Source organism: Xenorhabdus doucetiae (assembly GCF_000968195.1).
Lineage (GTDB): Bacteria > Pseudomonadota > Gammaproteobacteria > Enterobacterales > Enterobacteriaceae > Xenorhabdus > Xenorhabdus doucetiae.
The window spans coordinates 3,842,383-3,867,950 of the sequence record NZ_FO704550.1 but is presented as its reverse complement, the minus strand read 5'-3'; the positions used below and the strand labels follow the sequence as shown (position 1 = coordinate 3,867,950).

Sequence of the window (25,568 nt, the reverse complement as noted above, 5' to 3'; positions counted from 1 at the left end):
GTTAACTATCTTTTTGGCTCCCTCATCTTCGTGACGGGGGAGCGGTATTAAGGAATAGAGTCGTGTCTAAAGAAAAGTTTGAACGTTCAAAACCGCACGTTAACGTTGGTACTATCGGCCACGTTGACCACGGTAAAACTACCCTGACTGCTGCAATCACCACCGTTCTGGCGAAAACCTACGGCGGTAACGCGCGTGCATTCGACCAGATCGATAACGCACCAGAAGAAAAAGCGCGTGGTATCACCATCTCCACTTCTCACGTAGAATACGATACCCCAACTCGCCACTACGCGCACGTTGACTGCCCAGGCCACGCCGACTATGTGAAAAACATGATCACCGGTGCTGCCCAGATGGACGGCGCGATCCTGGTAGTTGCTGCCACTGATGGCCCAATGCCACAGACGCGTGAGCACATCCTGCTGGGTCGTCAGGTAGGCGTTCCTTACATCATCGTGTTCCTGAACAAATGTGATATGGTTGATGATGAAGAGCTGCTGGAACTGGTTGAAATGGAAGTGCGTGAGCTGCTGTCTCAGTACGATTTCCCAGGCGACGACACCCCAATCATCCGTGGTTCTGCGCTGAAAGCGCTGGAAGGCGAAGCAGAGTGGGAAGCGAAAATCATCGAGCTGGCTGAAGCACTGGATTCTTACATCCCAGAACCAGAGCGTGACATTGACAAGCCGTTCCTGCTGCCAATCGAAGACGTATTCTCCATCTCCGGCCGTGGTACTGTAGTGACCGGTCGTGTTGAGCGCGGTATCGTTAAAGTGGGTGACGAAGTTGAAATCGTCGGTATCAAAGAGACCACCAAAACCACTTGTACCGGCGTTGAAATGTTCCGCAAACTGCTGGACGAAGGCCGTGCGGGTGAGAACGTGGGTGTTCTGCTGCGTGGTACTAAGCGTGATGACGTTGAGCGTGGTCAGGTTCTGGCGAAACCAGGTTCAATCAAGCCACACACTCAGTTCGAATCTGAAGTGTACATCCTGAGCAAAGACGAAGGTGGCCGTCATACGCCATTCTTCAAAGGTTACCGTCCACAGTTCTACTTCCGTACAACTGACGTAACCGGCACTATCGAACTGCCAGAAGGCGTAGAGATGGTGATGCCAGGTGACAACATCAACATGGTCGTTAACCTGATTGCCCCAATCGCCATGGACGAAGGTCTGCGTTTCGCAATCCGTGAAGGCGGCCGTACTGTAGGTGCGGGTGTTGTTGCTAAAGTGATCGCATAATTTTTTTAATGTGTTCATTTTGGAAGGGCATCGATAGATGCCCTTTTTATACGTTGTCTTAAGAAGAACCTATCTCATCAATAGTTGTTTATGATGGGTTAATTAATAGCAGATAAATGGCTATTTGATTGCTATTCTTAATTATTGGTGAGATAGGCTCTGATACAACGGATGGGCTTAAATATCATTGAGATACCAAAGTCCTACTGAATTATGGCGCCGAGTCAGATACAATTACAATTATCTTTGGGTTCGGTCTGATTTGTTTTGCTCTTGCGAGGCAAGCTGGCTATCTATTTACATCATAGTTACTTATATCATAGTTACTTACATATATAGTTACAGGTTGGTTTATGAGTGCGAATAGCAATGCTCAAGAAAGCGGGCGTAGTCTTGATATAGCAAAATGGCTATTGGTAGCAGTGCTGCTGGTGGTTGCTATTGTGGGTAATTACTATTACCGAGAGTATAACCTGCCTCTGCGCGCGATAGCCGTGGTTGCTATTGCTGCCCTTGCAGGAGCAGTTGCATTGTGGACTGTAAAAGGTAAAGCTGCATTAGCCTTTGCCCGTGAAGCCCGCATTGAAATGCGTAAAGTCATTTGGCCAACTCGCCAGGAAGCACTGCATACGACTTTGATTGTTGCGGTTGTGACGGCCGTTATGTCTCTCATCTTGTGGGGGCTTGATGGTATTCTGGTGCGTTTAGTTTCATTTATTACAGGCCTGAGGTTTTAAAAAATGTCTGAATCCCCAAAAAAGCGTTGGTATGTCATCCAGGCATTTTCTGGGTTTGAAGGTCGCGTCGCTCAATCTCTGCGTGAACATATCAAATTACAAGAGATGGAAGATTCTTTTGGCGAAGTGATGGTGCCGACAGAAGAGGTTGTTGAGATCCGCAGTGGTCAGCGCCGTAAAAGCGAGCGTAAATTTTTCCCCGGCTATGTCTTGGTACAGATGGTTATGAACGATGCGACTTGGCATTTGGTTCGTAATGTACCTCGCGTAATGGGTTTTATCGGTGGCACTTCTGACCGCCCTGCACCAATCAGCGATAAAGAAGTCGATGCGATCATGAATCGTCTGCAACAGGTTGGTGATAAACCACGGCCGAAAACGCTGTTCGAACCAGGCGAAATGGTTCGAGTCAGCGATGGCCCGTTTGCAGACTTCAATGGCGTGGTGGAAGAGGTCGATTACGAGAAGAGCCGCTTGAAAGTATCGGTTTCTATCTTTGGCCGTGCTACACCGGTTGAGCTGGATTTCAGTCAGGTAGAGAAAGCCTAACCTGATGATTAAGTAAACGGCTCTGCTTGCAAAGGGGGTGAAATTGGCATACAATTTCGCGCCTTTTGTTTTTTATCTGGGTATCATTTTTAGATGATGCTTTCTGGATAATTTAAGCGATATTAGGTAATAGTTTTTAAATGGTCTGGTCTTTTAGACGGGGCCTAAGTCGTCAGGGGAGCCTCATTTTGAGGCGATAAGACCCATATAGAGGAAAATATACATGGCTAAGAAAGTACAAGCCTACGTTAAGCTGCAAGTTGCAGCTGGTATGGCTAACCCAAGCCCACCAGTTGGTCCAGCTCTGGGTCAGCAAGGTGTTAACATCATGGAATTCTGTAAGGCGTTCAATGCTAAAACAGAAAGTCTTGAGAAAGGCTTGCCAACTCCAGTTGTTATTACTGTTTATGCAGACCGTTCTTTCACTTTCGTTACTAAAACTCCACCTGCAGCAGTTCTGCTGAAGAAAGCAGCTGGCGTTAAGTCTGGTTCTGGTAAGCCGAACAAAGACAAAGTTGGTAAAGTGACCAGCGCTCAAATTCGTGAGATTGCTGAAACTAAAGCTGCGGACATGACTGGTGCTGACGTTGACGCGATGATGCGTTCAATCGAAGGTACTGCTCGTTCCATGGGCCTGGTAGTGGAGGGTTAATCAATGGCTAAACTGACCAAGCGCATGCGCACTATCCGTGAAAAAGTTGATGCAACTAAACAATATGACATCAACGAAGCTGTTGCTCTGCTGAAAGAACTGGCTACTGCTAAGTTCGTAGAAAGCGTTGACGTAGCTGTTAATCTTGGCATTGATGCTCGTAAATCTGACCAGAACGTTCGTGGCGCAACTGTACTGCCACACGGTACTGGCCGTTCAGTACGTGTTGCTGTATTTACTCAGGGTGCAAACGCTGAAGCGGCTAAAGCTGCTGGCGCAGAACTGGTAGGTATGGAAGATCTGGCTGAACTGGTTAAGAAAGGCGAGATGGACTTCGACGTTGTTATCGCATCTCCGGATGCAATGCGCGTTGTTGGCCAACTGGGTCAAATCCTGGGTCCACGTGGTCTGATGCCAAACCCGAAAGTAGGTACTGTAACACCTAACGTTGCTGAAGCGGTACAGAACGCTAAAGCAGGTCAGGTTCGTTACCGTAACGACAAGAACGGTATCATCCACTCTACTATCGGTAAAGTTGACTTCGATGCTGACAAACTGAAAGAAAACCTGGAAGCTCTGCTGGTTGCGCTGAAAAAAGCTAAACCATCTTCTGCTAAAGGCGTTTTCATTAAGAAAGTTAGCCTGTCTACTACCATGGGTGCAGGTGTTGCGATCGACCAGTCTGGTCTGAGTGCATCAGTTTAATGATTTAAGCTGAGAATAACGCTTTACCTTAGCGTCAGATTTGTCTAGAATTTGACGCTTCAAATTTGCCTGATGGTGTGTTTTATGGCACACAACCTTTGAAAAATAAGGCAGTATCGGCAAATAACAGATTTTCGGTTGGAGCTTGGCCTTAACCAAGCCCCGTCCAAGACCGCAGGCGTAAGTACGTAGAAATACTTACTTAATATCCTGCGTAGACGGTGACAGAGCCAAATGAAATATTATTTTCTGGATTCTGCTCACCGTGTTTTAGCGCTCAGGCACATCCGGTGCTTTGAGTGAAGTGAGTTCCGGGTTTTCCCGGTTAATCCAGGAGCAAGAAGCTAATGGCACTAAATCTTCAAGACAAACAAGCGATTGTTGCTGAAGTCAGCGAAGTAGCCAAAGGCGCGCTGTCTGCGGTTGTTGCGGATTCTCGCGGCGTTACTGTAGATAAAATGACTGAACTGCGTAAAGCATGCCGTGAAGCTGGCGTTAGCGTACGTGTTGTACGTAATACCCTGCTGCGTCGTGCTGTTGAAGGTACTGAATATGAGTGCCTGAAAGAAGCGTTTGTTGGTCCAACCTTGATTGCTTTCTCTTCTGAACATCCGGGCGCCGCTGCTCGTCTGTTCAAAGATTTCGCGAAAGCGAACCCAGCATTCGAGATTAAAGCAGCAGCCTTTGAAGGTGAGTTTATCCCAGCGAGCAATATCGATCGCCTGGCAACACTCCCAACTTACGAAGAAGCAATCGCACGCCTGATGTCAACCATGAAAGAAGCCGCTGCCGGCAAACTGGTTCGCACTCTGGCTGCGTTACGCGATCAGAAAGAAGCAGCTTAATAGCCTATTTCCTTCGTTGCTTTTTAACGTATAAACTTTTTCTGAATTTTAGGAACACTTGTTATGTCTATCACTAAAGAACAAATTCTGGACGCAGTTGCAGAAATGTCTGTAATGGACGTTGTTGAACTGATCAGCATGATGGAAGAAAAATTCGGCGTTTCTGCTGCTGCAGCTGTAGCTGTAGTTGGTGGCGCTGCTGAAGCAGTTGAAGAAAAAACTGAATTCGACGTTATCCTGACTGGCGCTGGCGCTAACAAAGTTGCTGTAATCAAAGCAGTACGTGGCGCAACTGGCCTGGGTCTGAAAGAAGCTAAAGACCTGGTTGAAAGCGCACCAGCAGCACTGAAAGAAGGCATCAGCAAAGACGACGCTGAAGCTCTGAAAAAATCTCTGGAAGAAGCAGGTGCTTCTGTTGAGATCAAGTAAGATCAGTTTGAAGTTCGCAGCCTGATTTTTTAAGGCTGGCGGCTGGCGGTTTTTTAATCGCCAGCCTTTTTGCGCTGTAAGGGCATTGCTTGAAAGCAGATCGTCTGAAAGTCGATTGCCCGAAAGCCATTATGTAGGGAGTTAGTCGCATTTCACACTGTTTGGCGATTAATAAACCCAGAATACTTTTTCCTATTGACGACTTAATATACTGCGTTCTCAGCTACGATCCACTCGGGTAGCTCGGTAGTAAGGTAACGCAATGAAATGATTTAAGAGTAATAGTAATGGGTATTACGGAAAATATTCTGTTTTCTGTTCGAAAAAATAGTGTTGCAGAGAGCTGCCCTTAAGGGCGGGCTGAGTGGGTCACTTATCAGCGAGCTGAGGAACCCTATGGTTTACTCCTATACCGAGAAAAAACGTATTCGTAAGGATTTTGGTAAACGTCCACAAGTTTTGGATGTTCCATACCTTCTTTCTATCCAGCTTGACTCGTTCCAGAAGTTTATCGAGCAAGATCCTGAAGGCCAGAATGGACTGGAAGCGGCCTTCCGTTCAGTGTTTCCAATTCAGAGCTACAGCGGCAATTCCGAGCTGCAATATGTAAGCTACCGTCTTGGCGAACCTGTCTTTGATGTTAAAGAGTGTCAGATCCGTGGCGTGACGTTCTCCGCACCGCTGCGCGTTAAGCTGCGTCTGGTTATCTATGAGCGCGAAGCGCCAGAAGGCACAGTTAAAGACATCAAAGAACAAGAAGTCTACATGGGTGAAATTCCACTCATGACGGATAACGGCACCTTCGTTATCAACGGTACTGAGCGCGTTATCGTATCTCAGTTGCATCGTAGCCCAGGCGTTTTCTTTGACAGCGATAAGGGTAAAACCCATTCATCCGGTAAGGTACTGTATAACGCACGTATCATCCCTTACCGTGGTTCGTGGTTAGATTTCGAATTTGATCCAAAAGATAACCTGTTTGTGCGTATCGACCGCCGCCGTAAGTTGCCGGCTTCGATTATTCTGCGCGCGATGAGTTATTCCACTGAAGACATTCTGAATCTGTTCTTCAAAAAAACCGTTTTCGAAATTCACGCCAATAAATTGCAGATGACGCTGGTTCCAGAACGTCTGCGTGGCGAGACAGCTTCATTTGATATCGAAGCAAACGGTAAGGTCTATGTTGAAAAAGGCCGCCGTATCACCGCCCGTCATATCCGCCAGTTAGAAAAAGATCAGGTAGACCGTATTGAGGTGCCTGTCGAATATATCGCGGGTAAAGTGGTAGCAAAAGATTACATCGACCAGAACACAGGTGAAATCATCTGTGCGGCTAACATGGAACTCTCTTTGGATCTGCTGGCACGTTTGAGCCAGTCTGGTTACAAATCTATCGAGACCCTGTTTACCAATGATCTGGACCACGGTGCTTACATTTCCGAAACTCTGCGTATTGACCCAACCAATGATCGCCTGAGCGCACTGGTTGAAATCTATCGCATGATGCGTCCGGGTGAACCACCAACACGTGAAGCCGCAGAAAACCTGTTTGAGAACCTGTTCTTCTCTGAAGATCGTTATGATCTGTCTGCGGTGGGTCGCATGAAGTTCAACCGTTCACTGGATCGTGAAGAGGTTGAAGGTTCCGGTATCCTGAGCAAAGAAGACATCATTGACGTGATGAAGAAGCTCATCGATATCCGTAACGGTAAAGGTGAAGTTGACGATATCGACCACTTGGGCAACCGTCGTATCCGTTCCGTGGGTGAAATGGCGGAAAATCAGTTCCGCGTCGGTCTGGTTCGTGTCGAGCGTGCCGTGAAAGAGCGTTTGTCCCTGGGCGATCTGGATACCCTGATGCCACAGGACATGATCAACGCCAAACCTATTTCTGCGGCGGTGAAAGAGTTCTTTGGTTCCAGCCAGTTGTCCCAGTTCATGGACCAGAACAACCCACTGTCTGAAATTACCCATAAACGCCGTATTTCTGCGTTGGGCCCAGGCGGTCTGACCCGTGAGCGTGCCGGCTTTGAAGTTCGAGACGTACACCCAACCCATTACGGCCGTGTATGTCCAATCGAAACCCCGGAAGGTCCAAACATCGGTCTGATTAACTCATTGTCCGTTTATGCGCGTACCAATGAGTATGGTTTCCTTGAAACGCCTTACCGCTTAGTGCGTGATGGCGTGGTGACGGATGAAATCCACTACCTGTCAGCCATCGAAGAAGGTAACTACGTCATTGCACAGGCGAACACCGTACTGGATGAAGAAGGCCACTTCGTTGAAGAATTGGTCACTTGCCGTCATTACGATGAATCCAGCTTGTTCAACCGTGATCAGGTTCAGTACATGGACGTTTCGACACAACAGATCGTGTCCGTCGGTGCTTCCTTGATCCCATTCCTTGAACACGATGACGCCAACCGTGCATTGATGGGTGCGAACATGCAACGTCAGGCAGTTCCAACTCTGCGTGCTGATAAGCCGCTGGTCGGAACAGGCATGGAACGTGCGGTAGCGGTTGACTCCGGTGTTACCTCGGTTGCTAAACGCGGCGGTGTGGTTCAGTACGTTGACGCCTCCCGTATCGTTATCAAAGTGAACGAAGATGAAATGTACGCGGGTGAAGCGGGCATTGATATCTATAACCTGACCAAATATACCCGTTCAAACCAAAACACCTGTATCAACCAGATGCCATGTGTTTCTTTGGGTGAATTGGTAGAACGTGGTGACGTACTGGCTGATGGTCCATCCACCGACTTGGGTGAACTGGCACTGGGTCAGAACATGCGCGTGGCGTTCATGCCTTGGAATGGTTATAACTTCGAGGACTCCATCCTCGTCTCTGAGCGTGTTGTTCAGGAAGACCGTTTCACCACCATTCACATTCAAGAACTGGCTTGTGTGTCCCGTGACACCAAACTGGGGCCTGAAGAGATTACGGCTGACATCCCTAACGTGGGTGAAGCTGCGCTGTCTAAGCTGGACGAATCCGGTATCGTTTATATCGGTGCGGAAGTCAAAGGTGGCGACATTCTGGTTGGTAAAGTGACACCGAAAGGTGAAACTCAGCTAACACCAGAAGAAAAGCTGTTGCGTGCGATCTTCGGTGAGAAAGCGTCTGATGTGAAAGACTCTTCACTGCGCGTACCAAACGGTGTTTCTGGTACTGTCATCGACGTACAAGTCTTTACCCGTGATGGCGTAGAGAAAGACAAGCGTGCGTTGGAAATTGAAGAGATGCAGTTGCGTGAGGCTAAGAAAGACCTGACAGAAGAACTGCAAATCTTCGAAGCTGGCTTGTTTGCCCGTATTCACTCGGTACTGGTTGCCGGTGGTATTGAAGCGGAAAAACTCAACAAACTTCCTCGTGAACGTTGGTTGGAGTTGGGTCTGGCTGATGAAGAAAAACAGAATCAGTTGGAGCAGTTGGCAGAACAGTATGACGAACTGAAAGTCGAGTTCGAGAAAAAACTGGATGCCAAACGCCGTAAGATCACTCAGGGCGACGATCTGGCACCCGGCGTGCTGAAAATTGTCAAAGTGTATCTGGCCGTGAAACGCCAAATCCAGCCTGGTGACAAGATGGCAGGTCGTCACGGTAACAAAGGGGTTATCTCCAAGATCAACCCGATCGAAGACATGCCTTACGATGAAAACGGCACACCCGTGGACATCGTACTGAACCCGCTGGGCGTACCATCACGTATGAACATCGGTCAGATTCTGGAAACGCACTTGGGTATGGCGGCGAAAGGTATTGGTGACAAGATCAATGCCATGCTGAAACAGCAGCAAGAAGTTGCCAAACTGCGTGAATTTATCCAGAAAGCGTATGATCTGGGTGATGATACTCGCCAGAAAGTGGATTTGAACACCTTTACCGACGAAGAAGTGATGCGTCTGGCTGAAAACCTGAGAAAAGGTATGCCGATCGCAACGCCAGTTTTTGACGGTGCAAAAGAGACCGAAATCAAAGAGTTGTTGAAACTGGGCGGCTTGCCGACTTCCGGTCAGATCACGCTGTTTGACGGCCGTACTGGTGAACAATTCGAGCGTCAAGTCACCGTGGGTTACATGTACATGCTGAAATTGAACCACTTGGTTGATGACAAGATGCACGCCCGTTCTACCGGTTCTTACAGCCTGGTGACTCAGCAGCCGCTGGGTGGTAAGGCACAGTTCGGTGGACAGCGCTTCGGTGAGATGGAAGTGTGGGCACTGGAAGCATACGGTGCTGCATACACCCTGCAAGAAATGCTCACCGTTAAATCCGACGATGTTAACGGTCGAACCAAGATGTATAAAAACATCGTGGATGGTAACCACCAGATGGAACCAGGCATGCCGGAATCTTTCAACGTATTGCTGAAAGAAATCCGTTCGTTGGGTATCAACATCGAGCTGGAAGACGAATAAACCGTTTTCCAACCAGTGGTTATACAGGTGAGTGGCATGGGCCACTCACCTAACAGGTCTAACTCCGACAGGAGCCATTTCGTGAAAGACTTATTGAAATTTCTGAAAGCGCAAACCAAGACCGAAGAGTTTGATGCGATCAAAATTGCTCTGGCCTCCCCAGATATGATCCGTTCGTGGTCATTCGGGGAAGTAAAAAAGCCGGAAACTATTAACTACCGTACGTTCAAGCCTGAGCGTGACGGTCTTTTCTGTGCACGTATTTTCGGGCCAGTAAAAGATTACGAATGCTTGTGTGGTAAATACAAGCGTTTGAAACACCGTGGTGTGATTTGTGAGAAATGTGGCGTTGAAGTGACCCAGACCAAAGTACGTCGTGAACGTATGGGGCACATCGAGCTGGCATCTCCAACCGCTCACATCTGGTTCCTGAAATCTCTGCCATCCCGCATTGGTTTGTTGCTGGACATGCCTCTGCGCGACATTGAACGCGTACTGTATTTCGAATCCTATGTGGTTGTCGAAGGCGGCATGACCAACCTTGAGCGTAGCCAAATCCTGACCGAAGAGCAGTATCTGGATGCTCTGGAAGAGTTCGGTGATGAATTTGATGCCAAAATGGGTGCAGAAGCGATCCAGGCATTGCTGAAAAGCATCGACTTGGAAAACGAATGTGAAACCTTGCGTGAAGAGCTGAACGAGACCAACTCTGAAACCAAGCGTAAGAAGCTGACCAAGCGTATTAAACTGCTGGAAGCCTTCATTCAGTCTGGTAACAAACCAGAGTGGATGGTTCTGACCGTTCTGCCCGTTCTGCCACCGGATCTGCGTCCACTGGTTCCGCTGGATGGCGGCCGTTTCGCAACCTCAGACCTGAACGATCTGTATCGTCGCGTTATTAACCGTAACAACCGTCTGAAACGCCTGCTGGATCTGGCTGCGCCGGATATCATCGTACGTAACGAAAAACGTATGTTGCAGGAAGCGGTTGATGCGTTGCTGGACAACGGCCGTCGCGGTCGTGCGATCACCGGTTCCAACAAACGTCCTCTGAAATCCTTGGCAGACATGATCAAGGGTAAACAGGGTCGTTTCCGTCAGAACCTGCTGGGTAAACGTGTTGACTACTCAGGCCGTTCGGTAATTACCGTAGGTCCATACTTGCGCCTGCATCAGTGTGGTCTGCCTAAGAAGATGGCGCTGGAACTGTTCAAGCCATTCATTTACGGCAAGCTGGAACTGCGTGGTCTGGCGACGACCATCAAAGCCGCCAAGAAAATGGTTGAGCGTGAAGAAGCGGTTGTATGGGATATCCTGGATGAAGTCATCCGTGAGCACCCGGTTCTGCTGAACCGTGCACCAACCCTTCACCGTCTGGGTATTCAGGCTTTTGAACCGGTTCTGATCGAAGGTAAAGCCATTCAGTTGCACCCGCTGGTGTGTGCGGCGTATAACGCCGACTTCGATGGTGACCAGATGGCTGTTCACGTACCGTTGACACTGGAAGCTCAGTTGGAAGCGCGTGCGCTGATGATGTCTACCAACAACATCCTGTCTCCGGCGAGCGGTGAACCTATCATCGTTCCATCTCAGGACGTTGTATTGGGTCTGTACTACATGACCCGTGACTGTGTTAACGCGAAAGGCGAAGGCATGGTGCTGACCGGCCCTAAAGAAGCAGAGCGCGTTTACCGTGCCGGCCTGGCTTCTTTGCACGCCCGTGTCAAAGTTCGTATCACTGAAGAAGTGAGAGATGGCGAAGGTAATGTCACCGTTAATACCGGTCTGGTGGATACCACTATCGGTCGTGCCATCCTGTGGATGATCGTACCGCGAGGTCTGCCATATTCACTGATTAACCAGGCGCTGGGTAAAAAAGCCATTTCCAGAATGCTGAACACCTGTTACCGCATACTGGGCCTGAAACCCACCGTTATCTTAGCTGACCAGACCATGTATACCGGTTTTGCTTACGCTGCCCGTTCAGGGGTATCCGTAGGTATTGACGACATGGTGATCCCTGAGAAGAAAGAAGGCATCATCGCGGAAGCGGAAGCAGAAGTGGCCGAAATTCAGGAACAGTTCCAGTCAGGTCTGGTTACCGCGGGCGAACGCTATAACAAAGTTATCGATATCTGGGCAGCGGCGAACGAACGTGTTGCTAAGGCGATGATGGAAAACCTGTCTTCTGAAACCGTGATTAACCGTAACGGTGAAGAAGAACAGCAGGTTTCTTTCAACAACATCTTTATGATGGCCGACTCCGGTGCGCGTGGTTCTGCGGCTCAGATCCGTCAGTTGGCGGGTATGCGTGGCCTGATGGCAACGCCAGATGGCTCGATCATCGAAACCCCAATTACCGCAAACTTCCGTGAAGGCCTGAACGTACTCCAGTACTTCATCTCAACCCACGGTGCGCGTAAAGGTCTTGCGGATACCGCATTGAAAACAGCGAACTCCGGTTACCTGACCCGTCGTCTGGTTGACGTTGCCCAAGACTTGGTGGTGACGGAAGATGACTGTGGTACTCACGACGGTATCCTGATGACGCCGGTTATCGAGGGTGGTGACGTTAAAGAACCACTGCGTGAGCGTGTATTGGGTCGTGTGACGGCGGAAGATGTTCTGAAACCGGGTACAGCGGACATTCTGGTAACACGTAACACATTGCTGAACGAAAAATGGTGTGACCTGTTAGAAGAAAACTCCGTTGACAGCGTGAAAGTACGCTCCGTAGTCAGTTGTGAAACTGACTTTGGTGTTTGTGCGAACTGTTACGGTCGTGACCTGGCTCGTGGTCACCTGATCAACAAAGGTGAAGCGATTGGTGTTATCGCGGCACAGTCAATCGGTGAACCGGGTACACAGTTGACGATGCGTACGTTCCACATCGGTGGTGCGGCATCTCGTGCGGCAGCAGAATCCAGCATTCAGGTACGTAACAAAGGTCACCTGAAACTGACCAACGCGAAATTCGTAACGAATTCAACAGGCAAACTGGTTATTACCTCTCGTAATACCGAATTGCGCTTGATCGACGATTTCGGTCGTACCAAAGAGAGTTATAAAGTTCCTTACGGTTCGGTATTGGCGAAAGGTGATGGTGAAGTCGTGACCGGCGGTGAAACCGTTGCGAACTGGGACCCACATACCATGCCAGTCGTGAGTGAAGTCTCCGGTATTATCCAGTTCTACGACATGGTTGATGGTCAAACCATTACCCGTCAGACGGATGAACTGACCGGCCTGTCTTCACTGGTGGTTCTGGATAGTGCAGAGCGTACCGGTAGCGGTAAAGACCTGCGTCCGGCACTGAAAATCGTAGACGCCCAAGGTAACGACGTTCTGATCCCAGGTACAGATATGCCTGCTCAGTACTTCCTGCCGGGTAAAGCGATTGTTCAACTGGAAGATGGCATGTCCATCTCTGCGGGTGATACATTAGCGCGTATTCCTCAGGAATCTGGCGGTACTAAAGATATCACCGGTGGTCTGCCACGCGTTGCTGACCTGTTCGAAGCCCGTCGTCCGAAAGAGCCTGCTATCCTGGCAGAAATCAGCGGTATCGTTTCCTTCGGTAAAGAAACCAAAGGTAAACGCCGTCTGGTCATCAGCCCACTGGATGGTGGTGACGCTTACGAAGAGATGATCCCTAAATGGCGTCAGCTCAACGTGTTCGAAGGTGAGGTGGTTGAACGTGGTGACGTGATCTCCGATGGTCCAGAATCTCCACATGACATTCTGCGCCTGCGTGGAGTCCATGCGGTTGCTCGTTACATCACTAACGAAGTACAGGAAGTTTACCGTCTGCAAGGCGTTAAGATTAACGATAAACACATTGAAGTTATCGTTCGTCAGATGCTGCGTAAAGCGACTATCGCGAGTGCGGGTAGTTCTGAATTCCTCGAAGGTGAGCAGGTCGAATACGCACGCGTTAAAGTTGCAAACCGTAAGCTGGAGCAGGACGGTAAAGTTGCAGCTACCTTCCAGCGTGACCTGTTGGGTATCACCAAGGCATCACTGGCAACAGAATCCTTCATCTCTGCGGCGTCGTTCCAGGAAACAACCCGCGTTCTGACTGAAGCCGCTGTTGCAGGTAAACGTGATGAACTGCGTGGCTTGAAAGAGAACGTCATCGTGGGTCGTCTGATCCCTGCGGGTACAGGTTATGCTTACCATCAGGATCGCATCCGTCGCCGTCAAGAAAACGTCGTGGTTGAAGCATCACAAGTGAGTGTTGACGAAGCCACTGCAAACCTTGCTGAATTGTTGAATGCAGGTTTTGGTAGCAGCAGCGATAACGAGTAATCTCGTGATGCGTAGATGCTATAGAGCTAAATACAGCTAATCGTGAAATGCCCTCTCTTGGTAGAGGGCATTTTTTATTGGATGGAAAATCAAAATGAGACGAATTGTTTATATTACTGCAATGATTTTCTCAGCACTTCTGATGTGTTTTTCCCATTCAGCTTTATCGCAATACCACGATTTTCCTCATTATCGTTACATGGAGATGATCAAAGACAGTGAAATTTATTCTTGGGTCGGCGAGCACGTCATCAAGGTAGCCGTATTAAAGAAAGGGCAAGCCTTTAAAATTATTGAAGAAGAGGAAGAGAGTGATTACTATGCGCTCCATTTTGGTAATGGTACAGGTTATGTAGCCAAAGGAAATTTAAAGGAAATTAAAAAATCTGCATTTCCCCGTGATCCTTTTAATATTCTTCATAAGAAAGCCTCCCAAAATTTGATGGTTTTTAAGGTGGCTCGAATTTATGGCACACCTGATACAGATAGCGAGCCCATTGCAATCTTAATGGAAAATCTCCGCTATCCGGTTCTAGACAAATTACAAGATCTTTCACACCATACTTGGTACGAAATTAATTTGGGTGATCGATTGGGCTACATTAGTGATCGGGATGCTGAACTGGATAATGGCATTCCTTTGTTAACGTATCACCATATTCTTAACGATAATAAACATTTTCTACATACCTCGACGACGACATCTCTGACGGCCTTTCGTGAGCAGATGGCTTATTTGAAACGGGCAGGTTATACCACAATTTCATTATACGAATTGGAAGGTTACCTGAATGGTTACATTAACTTGCCGGCAAAAGTGGTTGGTTTAACCTTTGATGATGGGCTGAAATCCGTTTATCGTTATGCCTATCCCATTTTGCAAGAGAATGGTCAGAAAGCGACACTCTTTATTATTTCATCCAGAATTAAACGCCATCCACAGAAATGGAACCCTGACAGCCTGCAATTCCTGAGCCTGCCTGAATTATATGCCATGCAAGATGTATTTGATTTTCAGTCTCATACCCACTTTTTGCATCGTCTGGGAAAAAATAAACAGCCCATACTATTGAAACGGTCATACCATACTATCCTGTATGATTTTGCCCGTTCCAGACGGGCACTATCACAATTTAATCCTCATGTGTTTTATCTCTCCTATCCTTTTGGTGGATATAATCCAAAGGCAATAAAAGCGGCTGAACAAGCTGGATTTCATTTGGCTGTCACCACGGTACAGGGAAAAGTTAAGTTAGGCGATAATCCTTTTTCTTTGAAACGGTTATATATATTGCGGACAGATCCGATTGAAAAAATGGCGAAAATGATTGCTAACCAGCCAGATTCAATGTTTTTGCAACCGATTGAGAATTGAATATAAGATGTAAAATCATTTAGTCGATAAATCACAGTAGATCTTAACCTAATGTGATAATTTTTACTAAGGATGGAAATTATGGATTTCTTGGAGTTAATATTGGAAATTCCTTATGGTTTCATAAAATGTATTATCAAATTTTTTGCATGGATATTTAAGATTGCCATGAAGGATATTTTTATTTCATTGCTCTCGTTTGGTATTTTATGCTGCATTATATTTTCATTCATAATGCCTAAGGTTATTTTTAGTGTCTTGTTATTGTTGATGTTTATTTATTTGGTTTTTAAGTTCCGAGGGGAAATAAGAAGATATTTGAATAAGAAAGGCTTTTTATAGCCTATTTCGTTAGGGCCATTTTTCTATACCCTATAAACTTTAAGTTGCGGCGCGTAAGACGAAAACCACTTATTATCTCCCCACAATGCGGGGAGATAATAAATGCATCTTGAAGTACGACGAGAATATAACTATTTGGCAAATCAATCTATTTTTTGTTTTTTATCATCTTGATAAACGTTTTCCGTGCCGTTGGGGAGCCAAGTCGTTCTGCTTCATCCAACAGTTTTAATGCCTTATCAATATCACCGTGACTAATGGCTCTTGTGATAGCGTCATTGAAATATTGCTCAGTATCATTCAGCACTGGTTTCACTGGTGAGGCAGCCGATTGTGCGACATTAGCCGGCGTTGTTCTTATCGGCGATGTCGATACGGCTTGTGTAGAACCGACTGTCACTGGCTTAGTGTCAGGTGAAGAAAATACCTGACCAATCAAGATATTGCCTGTATTGCTTTCTGATTGCACTTTTAACGTTAATGACCCTATTTCTGTATGGCGAGCGACCGGATCGGGGATATTCGGCACGGAATTACCGATTCCTTTAGCATAAGCCTTAGCAGGATCGACCATTTGTGTTGACGTTTGTAAATCAGGACGGGTGGTATAAATGAGTAAATAAATTCGCTGTTGTCCCAATGCCGGAGTCAGCTTTAACACACCCTCCAGCCTATCGGTCGACATAATACCGGGTTGTTGATAGCGAAAATAATGGCTTGGATAAAAAGCCGCAGGATGCAGTTGTTCATCAAATACCAAAACATTCGGCGAGTATACCTGCTTATCTTTTATCAAACTGGTCAGTGTGATTTCCAATGAACCTTGATTGGCGGGTAAAGCAAATGCGGCGATCGCCCCTTGGACATGACCATCATTAATTTGCTGCGACGAGCTATTAAGAACCATGGACTGCGTGCCATGGGTATTAATCGGCTGCCACTGTAATTTCTGCAAAGTTGACAGGGACAACGCTGGCGCGACAGCGTTGCTTGTTTCTATATCAATTGGTTCTATGCCAGATCCTGCGGCATAACTCACCGCCGGGATCACGTTGCAGAGCAGGGCGCTGAGACAAAGTGAAAGTAATTTCTTTTTCATTACCACCAAGCCTCAAATTGGGCACCAAACGTAAATTCATCGCTGTTCCCACGACTGAACTGCTGTGCTGATGTATCGCGGTAGGCAACGCCATCGCCATAACCCCATTTTTCATTCCATTTGGAGTAAGAAGTAAATAAACGGATAGCAGGACGTGACCAGATGCTGTCACCCGCTTGCCATTGTTGGGCCAGAGTGATCTTGTACTGATTATTGTTTGCCTTAGTCCGTTGTGACTTCACATTGTCATAACCTACTTCCAGTAAGGTACTCATTATCGGTGTCCACTTATACATTGGACGGACACCTACGGTGTACCATGTGTTGCCATTGTTATTGTCGAGGTCAATGTTTTGGTACATGGCAACATACATGAGATCCCATTTATTCGTGATACTAATGGCACCATGATCCAGAATGCGTAGCATATGTCCGTTATTGTATACATTAGCACCTTCAGCGCGCCCATTGCTGTTAGACGTCATGGCGTCAGTTGCGTACTGTAGAACAAATTTGTTGAAGCCACCCAACAGGCTTTGGGTATGTTCGGCAGTCAGCATCACACCGTCTTTAGGTGCTTGTTTATCAAGCTGGTATCCTTTACGTGTATTAGCACGTCCATAATCTATACCAAACTCCAGTGTGCCGCTGGCATTGACAGGTAAGTTGGCTAGCCGTATATCGAAAACATCATTTGAGGTTGATTTAACTTTTTTATCGGATTGATCGGCAATCCACCCATGCGAACCGCCTTCTTCTGTATTACGGGTGACCGCGAAGGAAAGTTTACCAAAACCAAGATCGACATTTTCCAAACCTGCGCCGGGACCAGAGATATCCCAGTAATAGAAATCGATCATATGTACATCATGGCGTTGGTAGAAACGTTTACCCGCCCACAATGTTGAGCCTGGCAACCAACCAAGGACATTCGTTGCTTTCACATTAACTTCACGAAAACCAGGTTTGGTATCTTCCCAGTCTTTTTGCTGACTGACGGAGTAGGCTAAATTGGTATCAAAATAGAAACTTTTATCACCTTCTTTCCATAACTCTTGCCCCAGCTTAAGTTCGGCGTAGGTTTCACATTCGTTGCCGAGACGGTATTTACTCGGTGCACCAGTGACTTTGGCACAGTTTTGCTCACCGCCACTCCCTGTCCAGCCAATGCCTGAACGGGCATAGCCGTGGAAGTCAACAGCAAGAGCTTGCATAGATAATAAACCAGTTAGCATAGCCAATGAGAGAGACAATATACGCATAATGATTCTCCTGTTATTTTTTTATGGCCGCGGATCTAAACTCCGGGTTCTTTATGTAAACGTTGACATGCAGTGCCATCTTCACGGAAAAGATGACATCGGTGAGGCGCTAATCCGATAGTAAAATCGGCTCCTTCTTTTACGAGAACAATATCAGGTTGGCGGTAAACTAAATTTTGGTGAATGGCAGGTATGCGGATGTGAATTTGGGTTTCGTTCCCCAGTTGTTCCACGATCTGTACTGTCCCGTCTAACGTAACATCGGCTACATCATTAGGCAAAAGATGTTCAGGGCGAATTCCCAAAGATACATTACTACCCACAGTTAGCCCTTGACTTTCAACGGGTAACCAAACGGGCTGACCGTTAGGCAGGATGATTTGTACTTGATCGACCGCAATCGCTGAGACTTTGACTGGCAGAAAATTCATTTTCGGTGAACCAATAAAACCCGCAACAAAGCGATTGGCAGGATAGTGATAAATTTCAAGTGGTTTGCCAACCTGAGCAATATTGCCCCCATCCAAAACAACAATCTTATCTGCCAGAGTCATGGCTTCGGTTTGGTCATGAGTGACATAGACCATCGTACGTTGAAGCCGCTTGTGTAGGCGTGAAATTTCAATTCTCATCTGTACACGCAGGGCGGCATCCAGATTGGAAAGTGGCTCATCCAGCAGAAAGATATTGGGTTCAGCAACGAGGGTTCGGCCAATGGCGACTCGCTGACGCTGACCACCGGACAGGGCCTTGGGACGGCGATCCAGTAGATGGGCAAGCTGGAGAGTTTCTGCAACTTGTTGTACCCGCTTTTGGATATCGCTTTTTTTGACACCCGCCAGCTTCATACCGAATGACATATTGTCGGCAACAGAGAGGTGGGGATATAGCGCATAAGATTGAAAAACCATGCCGACACTGCGTTTGGCGGGTGGAACATCATTTATTCGCTTGCCATCTATCAGTAAATCACCGGATGTGATGTCTTCTAATCCTGCGATCATCCTCAGCAGCGTCGATTTCCCACAGCCTGACGGACCGACAAATACGACAAATTCTCCTTCCTGAATCTCAAGATTAAGATCTTTGGAGATGACCGTTTCACCATATGATTTAGATACATTGCGGAATGTAACGCTGGACATTTGTTCCCTCCCTCGGATTTGCCACCTCAGTTTTCTGCTCGTTTCCTGTTCGTCTTTGTTTCCTGCTTGCCGTTGCGAGAAACGTCGTCCCGAGAAACTTAGTGAAAAACTGATGGCTGGATTGTGGATAAAATAACAGGCACAAGAATCCTCCATACCAGAATTTTTGATGGTGGAGGAGTCAGGAGGACGAGCTTAATGTGATTGAGAAGGGAGGAATAAAATTGACAGGTAAGATGTGACTTAAATCCCAAAAAAGGATGCTGTATTGGTGTTAACGCTATGATTTTAATTATTTTTGTAAGCTGGTTCACACTCATGCAGTATGAGGCGTAGAACGGGGGAGGATGAGTCTTTTTTACATTGATTGCACACTGGTGCCATTTTATCGCGATGTAATAAAGATAATTACCTTGAACTAACAAATGAAAAAGGCGGAATGATGACCAAGAAAATTTTAAAAGTGGGGGTTCGCACCCTGATGCTTTCCGTTTTAACAACCTGTGTATTGTCTGCTTCGGCTTTTGCGAAGCCGGAAGAAGGAAAGTTGGTAATCTGGATTAATGGTGATAAAGGCTATAACGGGTTGGCACAGGTTGGTGAAAAGTTTGCAAAAGAAACGGGAATTCCTGTCACTGTTGAACACCCTGACAAACTGGAGGAAAAATATACCCAAATTGCAGCCAGTGGCGATGGTCCGGATATTATTTTCTGGGCACACGACCGCTTTGGTGGCTATGCTCAATCAGGGTTAGTCGCTGAAATCACGCCTGATAAGTCGTTTATTGACAAGCTATTTCCCTTTACATGGGATGCCGTTCGCTATGACGGGAAATTGGTAGGATATCCGATCGCAGTTGAAGCCCTTTCTCTTATCTACAATAAAGACTTGATTAAATCTCCTCCCAAAACCTGGGAAGAAATCCCTGCCCTGGATAATGAGCTGAAAAAGCAAAATAAAAGCGCAATTATGTTCAATTTGCAGGAACCGTATTTCACTTGGCCCCTGATTGCTGCTGATGGCGGGTATGCCTTCAAGGCAGGCAACGGTAGTTATAATGTTAAAGACAGCGGAGTGAATAATGCCGGCTCTAAGGCGGGAATGAAATTTCTGGTTGATTTAGTCAAAAACAAACATCTCAATGCGGATATCGATTATTCCATCGCCGAAGCTGCCTTTAATACAGGCAAAACCGCAATGACGATTAATGGTCCTTGGGCATGGGCAAATGTAGATAAAAGTAAGATTAATTATGGCGTTACCCAATTACCAACCTTTAAGGGAAAACCCTCTAAACCTTTTGTCGGCATTTTAACTGCGGGAATTAATGCGGCCAGTCCTAATAAAGAGTTAGCAAAAGAGTTTTTAGAAAATTACCTGCTGACTAATGAAGGATTGGCAATGATGGATAAAGATAAGCCGTTGGGCGCGGTGGCTTTGAAATCCTATCAGGCGATTCTGGAAAAAGACCCACGAATTGCGGCTACGATGGCGAATGCTCAAGACGGTGAAATTATGCCAAATATTTCCCAAATGAGTAGCTTCTGGTACGCAATGCGTAGTGCTGTTCTTAACTCGGTCAGTGGGCGTCAGGCGGTAGATGCGGCTCTTGATGATGCTGAAGCGAGAATGACAAAATAAATGAATGACAGGCTCCTGATCCTCAGGAGCCTTAACACCTTATTGTGATAGGTTTTGGATAATCACAATGGTTGGTAACAGGACGTGCAAGATGTCAGCGACATTAAAAAAAGCAAAATGGTGGCAGCATCCTGCCCTGAAATGGTTTGCTATAGGGTTTTGCCTACTTTTTACAGGTTATTTGGTTGTACTAATGTATGCTCAGGGAGAATACCTGTTTGCTATGTTAACACTGGTATTACTGGGAAGCGGCATCTATGTTTTTTCCAACCGGAAGGCGTATGTCTGGCGCTATACCTACCCTGGAATTGCTGGAATAGGATTGTTTATCCTGTTTCCGCTTATTTGCACGATTGCTATCGCTTTTACCAATTATAGCAGTACTAACCAATTGACGTTTGAACGTGCGCAAACGGTATTAATGAGCCGCCACTACCAGACGGGGGAGCCATTTAATTTCAAACTTTATCCTGTCTCTGAACAGTGGGTTTTGGCACTCAGTGTGCCTGATAGTAATCACTTATTGATATCTGAGCCTTTTTTTCTCGCGGGAACGGAAGAAATTGTCCTGCCTCTCCATAAACAGGAACAACAGCTTGAAGGCGATGCCGCGGCATTGCGCACCATTACTCAGCATCGGCAGACACTGAATCAATTGGTTGCCGTTCTGCCTGATGGCAGTAAACTGAGAATGAGTTCCTTGCGTCAGTTCTCAGCGATAAACCCGCTTTATTCCCTTGATGCAGATGGGATTACGCTGACTAATAGCCAAACGGGCATACAATATCGGCCGAATAGGGATACCGGGTTCTATCAATCGATTAATGCGGAAGGAGAATGGGCTAAAGAAACGTTAAGTCCTGGATTCACAGTGCCTATTGGTTGGAAAAATTTCCTGCGGGTGATGCAGGATGAGGGTATCCAAAAACCGTTTCTGTCCATTTTTATCTGGACCGTGGTTTTCTCTCTGTTAACTGTAGTACTGACGGTGGCCCTGGGGATGATCCTCGCTTGCGTTGTACAGTGGGAAGCGCTTAAGGGGCGAGCGATTTACCGAGTATTGCTTATCTTGCCTTATGCTGTTCCTTCGTTTATCTCCATTCTGATTTTCAAAGGATTATTCAACCAAAGTTTCGGTGAAATTAATCTGGTACTCAATGGGCTGTTTGGCCTTAAACCAGATTGGTTTACCGATCCGACACTCGCCCGAACCATGTTGATTATTGTCAATACGTGGTTGGGCTATCCCTATATGATGATTCTTTGCATGGGGCTGTTGAAGTCTATCCCTGATGATCTTTATGAGGCATCGGCGCTTGATGGTGCAGGGCCGTGGCAGAATTTCAGCAAAATTACTTTTCCATTATTGATTAAGCCATTGACACCGTTGATGATTGCCAGCTTTGCGTTTAATTTTAACAACTTTGTCCTGATTCAACTGCTCACCAACGGGAAACCTGATCATATTGGTACAACGACACCGGCAGGCCATACCGATCTTTTGGTGAGTTATACCTATCGTATTGCCTTTGAAGGTGGGGGTGGACAGGAATTTGGTTTGGCAGCCGCTATTGCAACATTGATCTTCTTGTTGGTAGGTGCACTCGCCATCATCAATTTGAAAACCACCCGCATGAAATTTGATTAAGGAGAAAGGAAGATGGCGATGGTACAACCTAAATCGCAACGATGGCGGGTATGGGGAACACATATATTCATGCTGGCTTTTATTGGCCTGATTTTGTTCCCTCTGCTGATGGTAATTGCTATCTCTTTGCGTCCGGGTAATTTTGCTACAGGTAACCTAATCCCAGAAACTATTTCATGGGAACACTGGAAGCTGGCATTGGGTTATCGGGTCGAATCTTCTGATGGACATGTCGTACTCCCACCATTTCCGGTCATGCAGTGGCTTTGGAACTCGGTAAAGGTTGCTTTCATTACTGCCACTGGCATTGTGGCATTATCAACGACGTGTGCTTATGCCTTTGCCCGTATGCGCTTTCGTGGAAAAGGCACCTTACTTAAAGGAATGTTGATTTTTCAGATGTTCCCACCGGTACTTTCTTTGGTGGCACTGTATGCCTTGTTTGATCGATTGGGCGAATATATTCCTTTCCTTGGTCTTAATACACACGGCGGTGTGATTTTTGCCTATCTGGGCGGAATTGCTTTACATGTATGGACGATAAAAGGTTATTTCGAAACGATAGATCGCTCTCTGGAAGAAGCGGCCATGTTGGATGGCGCGACATCGTGGCAAATTTTCCGTTTGATACTGCTGCCGCTTTCTGTGCCGATATTGGCGGTGGTATTTATTCTGTCGTTTATTGGTGTGATTACCGAAGTCCCGGTTGCATCTCTGCTATTACGTGATGTGGACAATTACACGTTAGCGGTGGGAATGCAGCAATATCTTCACCCACAGAATTATCTCTGGGGCGATTTTGCCGCTGCGGCTGTACTTTCTGCCATTCCTATCACGTTGATTTTCTTACTGGCTCAACGTTGGTTGGTGGGTGGATTGACGTCGGGAGGCGTGAAAGGTTGACCCTCTTCCCAATCATATAGCCACATGATTGGGGGGTATTTTTCTTTATCTCCCCGCGTCGCGGGGAGATCATCAATGTATCTTGAAGTATGACGAGTATACCGGTGGTTCAGTCAGTTATAAAAAGCTATCAACCCTGTTTTCGGCATTCGCCAACGGTTTGTAACAACTGGTTGATATGGGCGTCTGCAAACATCGTTTCCAATGTGGTAGAAAGTTTTCGTCGCCAGTTAGGATATTCCTCTGTTGTACCAGGGATATTGACAGGGCATTCCATATCCAGCCAATCTTCAGGTTGTAATCCCAATAAAGCACTAGAACTATGGGCTATATAACGATGTATGCTTTGATTTATCGCGTTTGACATCGGAAGTTCAGGTTGTGCCGCTTGCAATGAAGAAAGAGTATCTGGCTTGAACCATTCTTCTGATAAATAGCCATGACGCTTTAGACTGGTGAGTAATGCTTGCTTGCTGCGTTTGCGTTCCGCATATAAATCGGCAAGAAGCGCTTTATCAGGGTATAAGCCGATGTCTTCCCCTAAGGTGAGATCTTTATTTTGCCAGAATCCACGTAAGGTAGGTAAGTCATGGGTCGTAATCGTTGCCATTGCTTGCGCGGGATATTCATCGGGAGAACGGTATTCACCTTGCTGATTGCGTTCAAAATAAAATACTTTATAGGAATAAACACCGCTATCTCGTAATTTACCCACAATTTCTTCCGGTACAATGCCTAAATCTTCGCCTATCACCAGGCAATGGTTGCGCTGGCTTTCCAATGCCAATATTGCCAACAGATCGTCAACCGGATAATGAACATAAACGCCTTTATCGGCTGTTTCTCCTTGTGGTATCCACCAGAGCCTGAGTAACGACATGACATGATCGATACGCAATGCACCGCAATGACGCATGTTGCTGCGCAGTAATTCGATGAAAGGCTGATAGGCTTGGGCTTTTAAGACATGGGGATTCATTGGCGGAAGCCCCCAGTTTTGCCCCCGTGGTCCCAGAATATCGGGAGGCGCGCCTACAGAGGCTTGAGTGCAATAGATACTTCGGTTACACCAGGTTTCTGATCCTCCTTGTGCGACACCGACGGCCAGATCACGGTAAATGCCAATCGGCATGTGATGGGTTTGGCTGGTCGTGAAGCATTCGGCAAGCTGAGTGTCAGCCAGCCATTGCAACCAAAGGAAAAACGCTATCTCTTGTGGGTGTGAATGACAGAATGCTTTAACCGTGTCGCTCTCAGGTTCACGGTATTCTTCCGGCCATACAGGCCAACCCCAATAAGCTCTGTTTTCCCTATATAGCTTATGGTGTAGGGCATCATAAGCCGCTTGAGAGTAAAGGTTCTTGCCGCCTTGGGTGACAAATTGTTGGAAAGCGATTTGTTGTGGATCATCGCCAGACCGGCGCTTGAATTGCGGATAAGCCAGCCGCAATGCCGCCATTTTTAGCGTCATGACTGTGGTGTAATCGACCCATTCGGTTTGGCGGGCTTGCTGGAGTTCGAGCTGTGTTTCTGTTGAGTGCCACCACGCTTGTGCTTCAGCGCTATCATTAAAATCTTCTACCTGATTGACGGCAATATAAATGATATTGAGCCAGTGGCGGGAAGATGGACTGTAAGGGCTGGCATTTTCAGGCATGGCAGGATATATGGCATGAAGAGGATTCAGGCCAATAAAAGCACCACCACGCTGTGCCAGTTCTTGCAGCATATATTTCAGATCACCAAAATCACCGATTCCCCAGTTATTTTCTGAGCGCAAGGTATAAAGCTGAACGCAAGCGCCCCAAAGTTTTTCTCCACGTGTTATGGCATCAGGTTCGTAACAACGTTTTGGAGCAACAATCAGTTGCATGGAGGACTGCCGAGAGTCAGTTTTCGCTATTAAATTCAGTGTGTGATAGCCCAAGGGGAGGTCAGCCGGCAAAGTGAGTTGATGCTGGCAGTGACCATGAAGTATTTTCCCTTGCTCAGTCTGTATCTGCCACTGGTAATGATTTGTTCCCTCCAGAGGCAGTGTCGCCATTTGCCCTTGGATCACCACCTTAACATTGGGTAAAGAGGACGCTTGTAGATGAGAAACCGGCCTTCCGACCGGTATATCTGTACTCATGGCTGCTAATATTCGTTGCCTGATTTCAGCAGGGAATGCCTGGGGTTTTCCATAGGCATTAATGTATTCGCTGGCAATGCCGGCCTCAGTTGCCAAATCATTGAGGCATTTATTTTCCATACTC

General features: G+C 46.8%; 17 protein-coding genes. 13 read left to right on the top strand and 4 right to left on the bottom strand.

What is annotated here, in order from left to right; genetic code table 11:
* The first annotated feature begins 62 nt into the window (after positions 1-62).
* The 10 genes from tuf (at position 63) to XDD1_RS16830 (ending at position 15,272) form a co-directional block, all read left to right on the top strand.
* Positions 63-1,247, top strand: a complete 1,185-nt coding sequence (gene tuf / locus XDD1_RS16875) for an elongation factor Tu (RefSeq protein ID WP_045968037.1) — start codon at positions 63-65, stop codon at positions 1,245-1,247.
* Positions 1,248-1,600: 353 nt separating this feature from the next.
* Positions 1,601-1,984, top strand: a complete 384-nt coding sequence (secE, locus tag XDD1_RS16870) for a preprotein translocase subunit SecE (RefSeq protein ID WP_045972999.1) — start codon at positions 1,601-1,603, stop codon at positions 1,982-1,984.
* A 3-nt stretch (positions 1,985-1,987) separates the two neighbouring features.
* Entirely contained in the window at positions 1,988-2,533 is a 546-nt protein-coding gene (gene nusG, locus XDD1_RS16865) for a transcription termination/antitermination protein NusG (protein ID WP_045972997.1), read from the top strand.
* Positions 2,534-2,756: 223 nt separating this feature from the next.
* On the top strand, positions 2,757-3,185 hold the full coding sequence (rplK, locus tag XDD1_RS16860) for a 50S ribosomal protein L11 (RefSeq protein WP_045972995.1): 429 nt from the start codon (positions 2,757-2,759) through the stop codon (positions 3,183-3,185).
* 3 nt (positions 3,186-3,188) lie between these two features.
* Entirely contained in the window at positions 3,189-3,890 is a 702-nt protein-coding gene (rplA, locus tag XDD1_RS16855) for a 50S ribosomal protein L1 (protein WP_045972993.1), read from the top strand.
* A 347-nt stretch (positions 3,891-4,237) separates the two neighbouring features.
* Positions 4,238-4,735 (top strand): 50S ribosomal protein L10, encoded by a 498-nt coding sequence (rplJ, locus tag XDD1_RS16850; protein ID WP_045972991.1) that lies wholly within the window; start codon positions 4,238-4,240, stop codon positions 4,733-4,735.
* Positions 4,736-4,798: 63 nt separating this feature from the next.
* Positions 4,799-5,164, top strand: coding sequence for a 50S ribosomal protein L7/L12 (gene rplL, locus XDD1_RS16845; RefSeq protein ID WP_045972989.1), 366 nt, complete (start codon positions 4,799-4,801; stop codon positions 5,162-5,164).
* 396 nt (positions 5,165-5,560) lie between these two features.
* The gene (gene rpoB, locus XDD1_RS16840) at positions 5,561-9,589 is read left to right on the top strand and encodes a DNA-directed RNA polymerase subunit beta (protein ID WP_045972987.1); all 4,029 of its coding nucleotides are present in this window, start codon (positions 5,561-5,563) and stop codon (positions 9,587-9,589) included.
* 81 nt (positions 9,590-9,670) lie between these two features.
* Positions 9,671-13,897 (top strand): DNA-directed RNA polymerase subunit beta', encoded by a 4,227-nt coding sequence (gene rpoC / locus XDD1_RS16835; RefSeq protein ID WP_045972985.1) that lies wholly within the window; start codon positions 9,671-9,673, stop codon positions 13,895-13,897.
* A gap of 142 nt (positions 13,898-14,039) precedes the next feature.
* Entirely contained in the window at positions 14,040-15,272 is a 1,233-nt protein-coding gene (locus tag XDD1_RS16830) for a polysaccharide deacetylase family protein (protein ID WP_231854528.1), read from the top strand.
* 490 nt (positions 15,273-15,762) lie between these two features.
* Here XDD1_RS16830 and malM read toward each other — a convergent pair whose 3' ends face one another.
* Genes malM through malK form a run of 3 tightly spaced genes read right to left on the bottom strand, consistent with a single transcriptional unit; the run spans position 15,763 to position 19,120 of the window.
* On the bottom strand, positions 15,763-16,713 hold the full coding sequence (gene malM, locus XDD1_RS16820) for a maltose operon protein MalM (RefSeq protein ID WP_045972979.1): 951 nt from the start codon (positions 16,711-16,713) through the stop codon (positions 15,763-15,765).
* Positions 16,713-17,975 (bottom strand): maltoporin, encoded by a 1,263-nt coding sequence (locus tag XDD1_RS16815; protein ID WP_045972977.1) that lies wholly within the window; start codon positions 17,973-17,975, stop codon positions 16,713-16,715. The genes malM and XDD1_RS16815 overlap by 1 nt, the downstream gene beginning before the upstream one ends.
* Positions 17,976-18,010: 35 nt before the next feature.
* On the bottom strand, positions 18,011-19,120 hold the full coding sequence (gene malK / locus XDD1_RS16810) for a maltose/maltodextrin ABC transporter ATP-binding protein MalK (protein ID WP_045972975.1): 1,110 nt from the start codon (positions 19,118-19,120) through the stop codon (positions 18,011-18,013).
* 442 nt (positions 19,121-19,562) lie between these two features.
* Between malK and malE the strand changes: the two genes are divergently transcribed.
* From malE to malG, 3 genes are all read left to right on the top strand, one after another.
* Positions 19,563-20,762, top strand: a complete 1,200-nt coding sequence (malE, locus tag XDD1_RS16805) for a maltose/maltodextrin ABC transporter substrate-binding protein MalE (RefSeq protein ID WP_045972973.1) — start codon at positions 19,563-19,565, stop codon at positions 20,760-20,762.
* Positions 20,763-20,853: 91 nt separating this feature from the next.
* Positions 20,854-22,410 (top strand): maltose ABC transporter permease MalF, encoded by a 1,557-nt coding sequence (malF, locus tag XDD1_RS16800; RefSeq protein ID WP_045972971.1) that lies wholly within the window; start codon positions 20,854-20,856, stop codon positions 22,408-22,410.
* A 12-nt stretch (positions 22,411-22,422) separates the two neighbouring features.
* The gene (gene malG, locus XDD1_RS16795; protein WP_045972969.1) at positions 22,423-23,313 is read left to right on the top strand and encodes a maltose ABC transporter permease MalG; all 891 of its coding nucleotides are present in this window, start codon (positions 22,423-22,425) and stop codon (positions 23,311-23,313) included.
* 130 nt (positions 23,314-23,443) lie between these two features.
* Here the strand turns inward: malG and malQ are convergent, their stop codons facing one another.
* Entirely contained in the window at positions 23,444-25,564 is a 2,121-nt protein-coding gene (malQ, locus tag XDD1_RS16790; protein ID WP_045972967.1) for a 4-alpha-glucanotransferase, read from the bottom strand.
* Between the last annotated feature and the right edge of the window lie 4 nt (positions 25,565-25,568).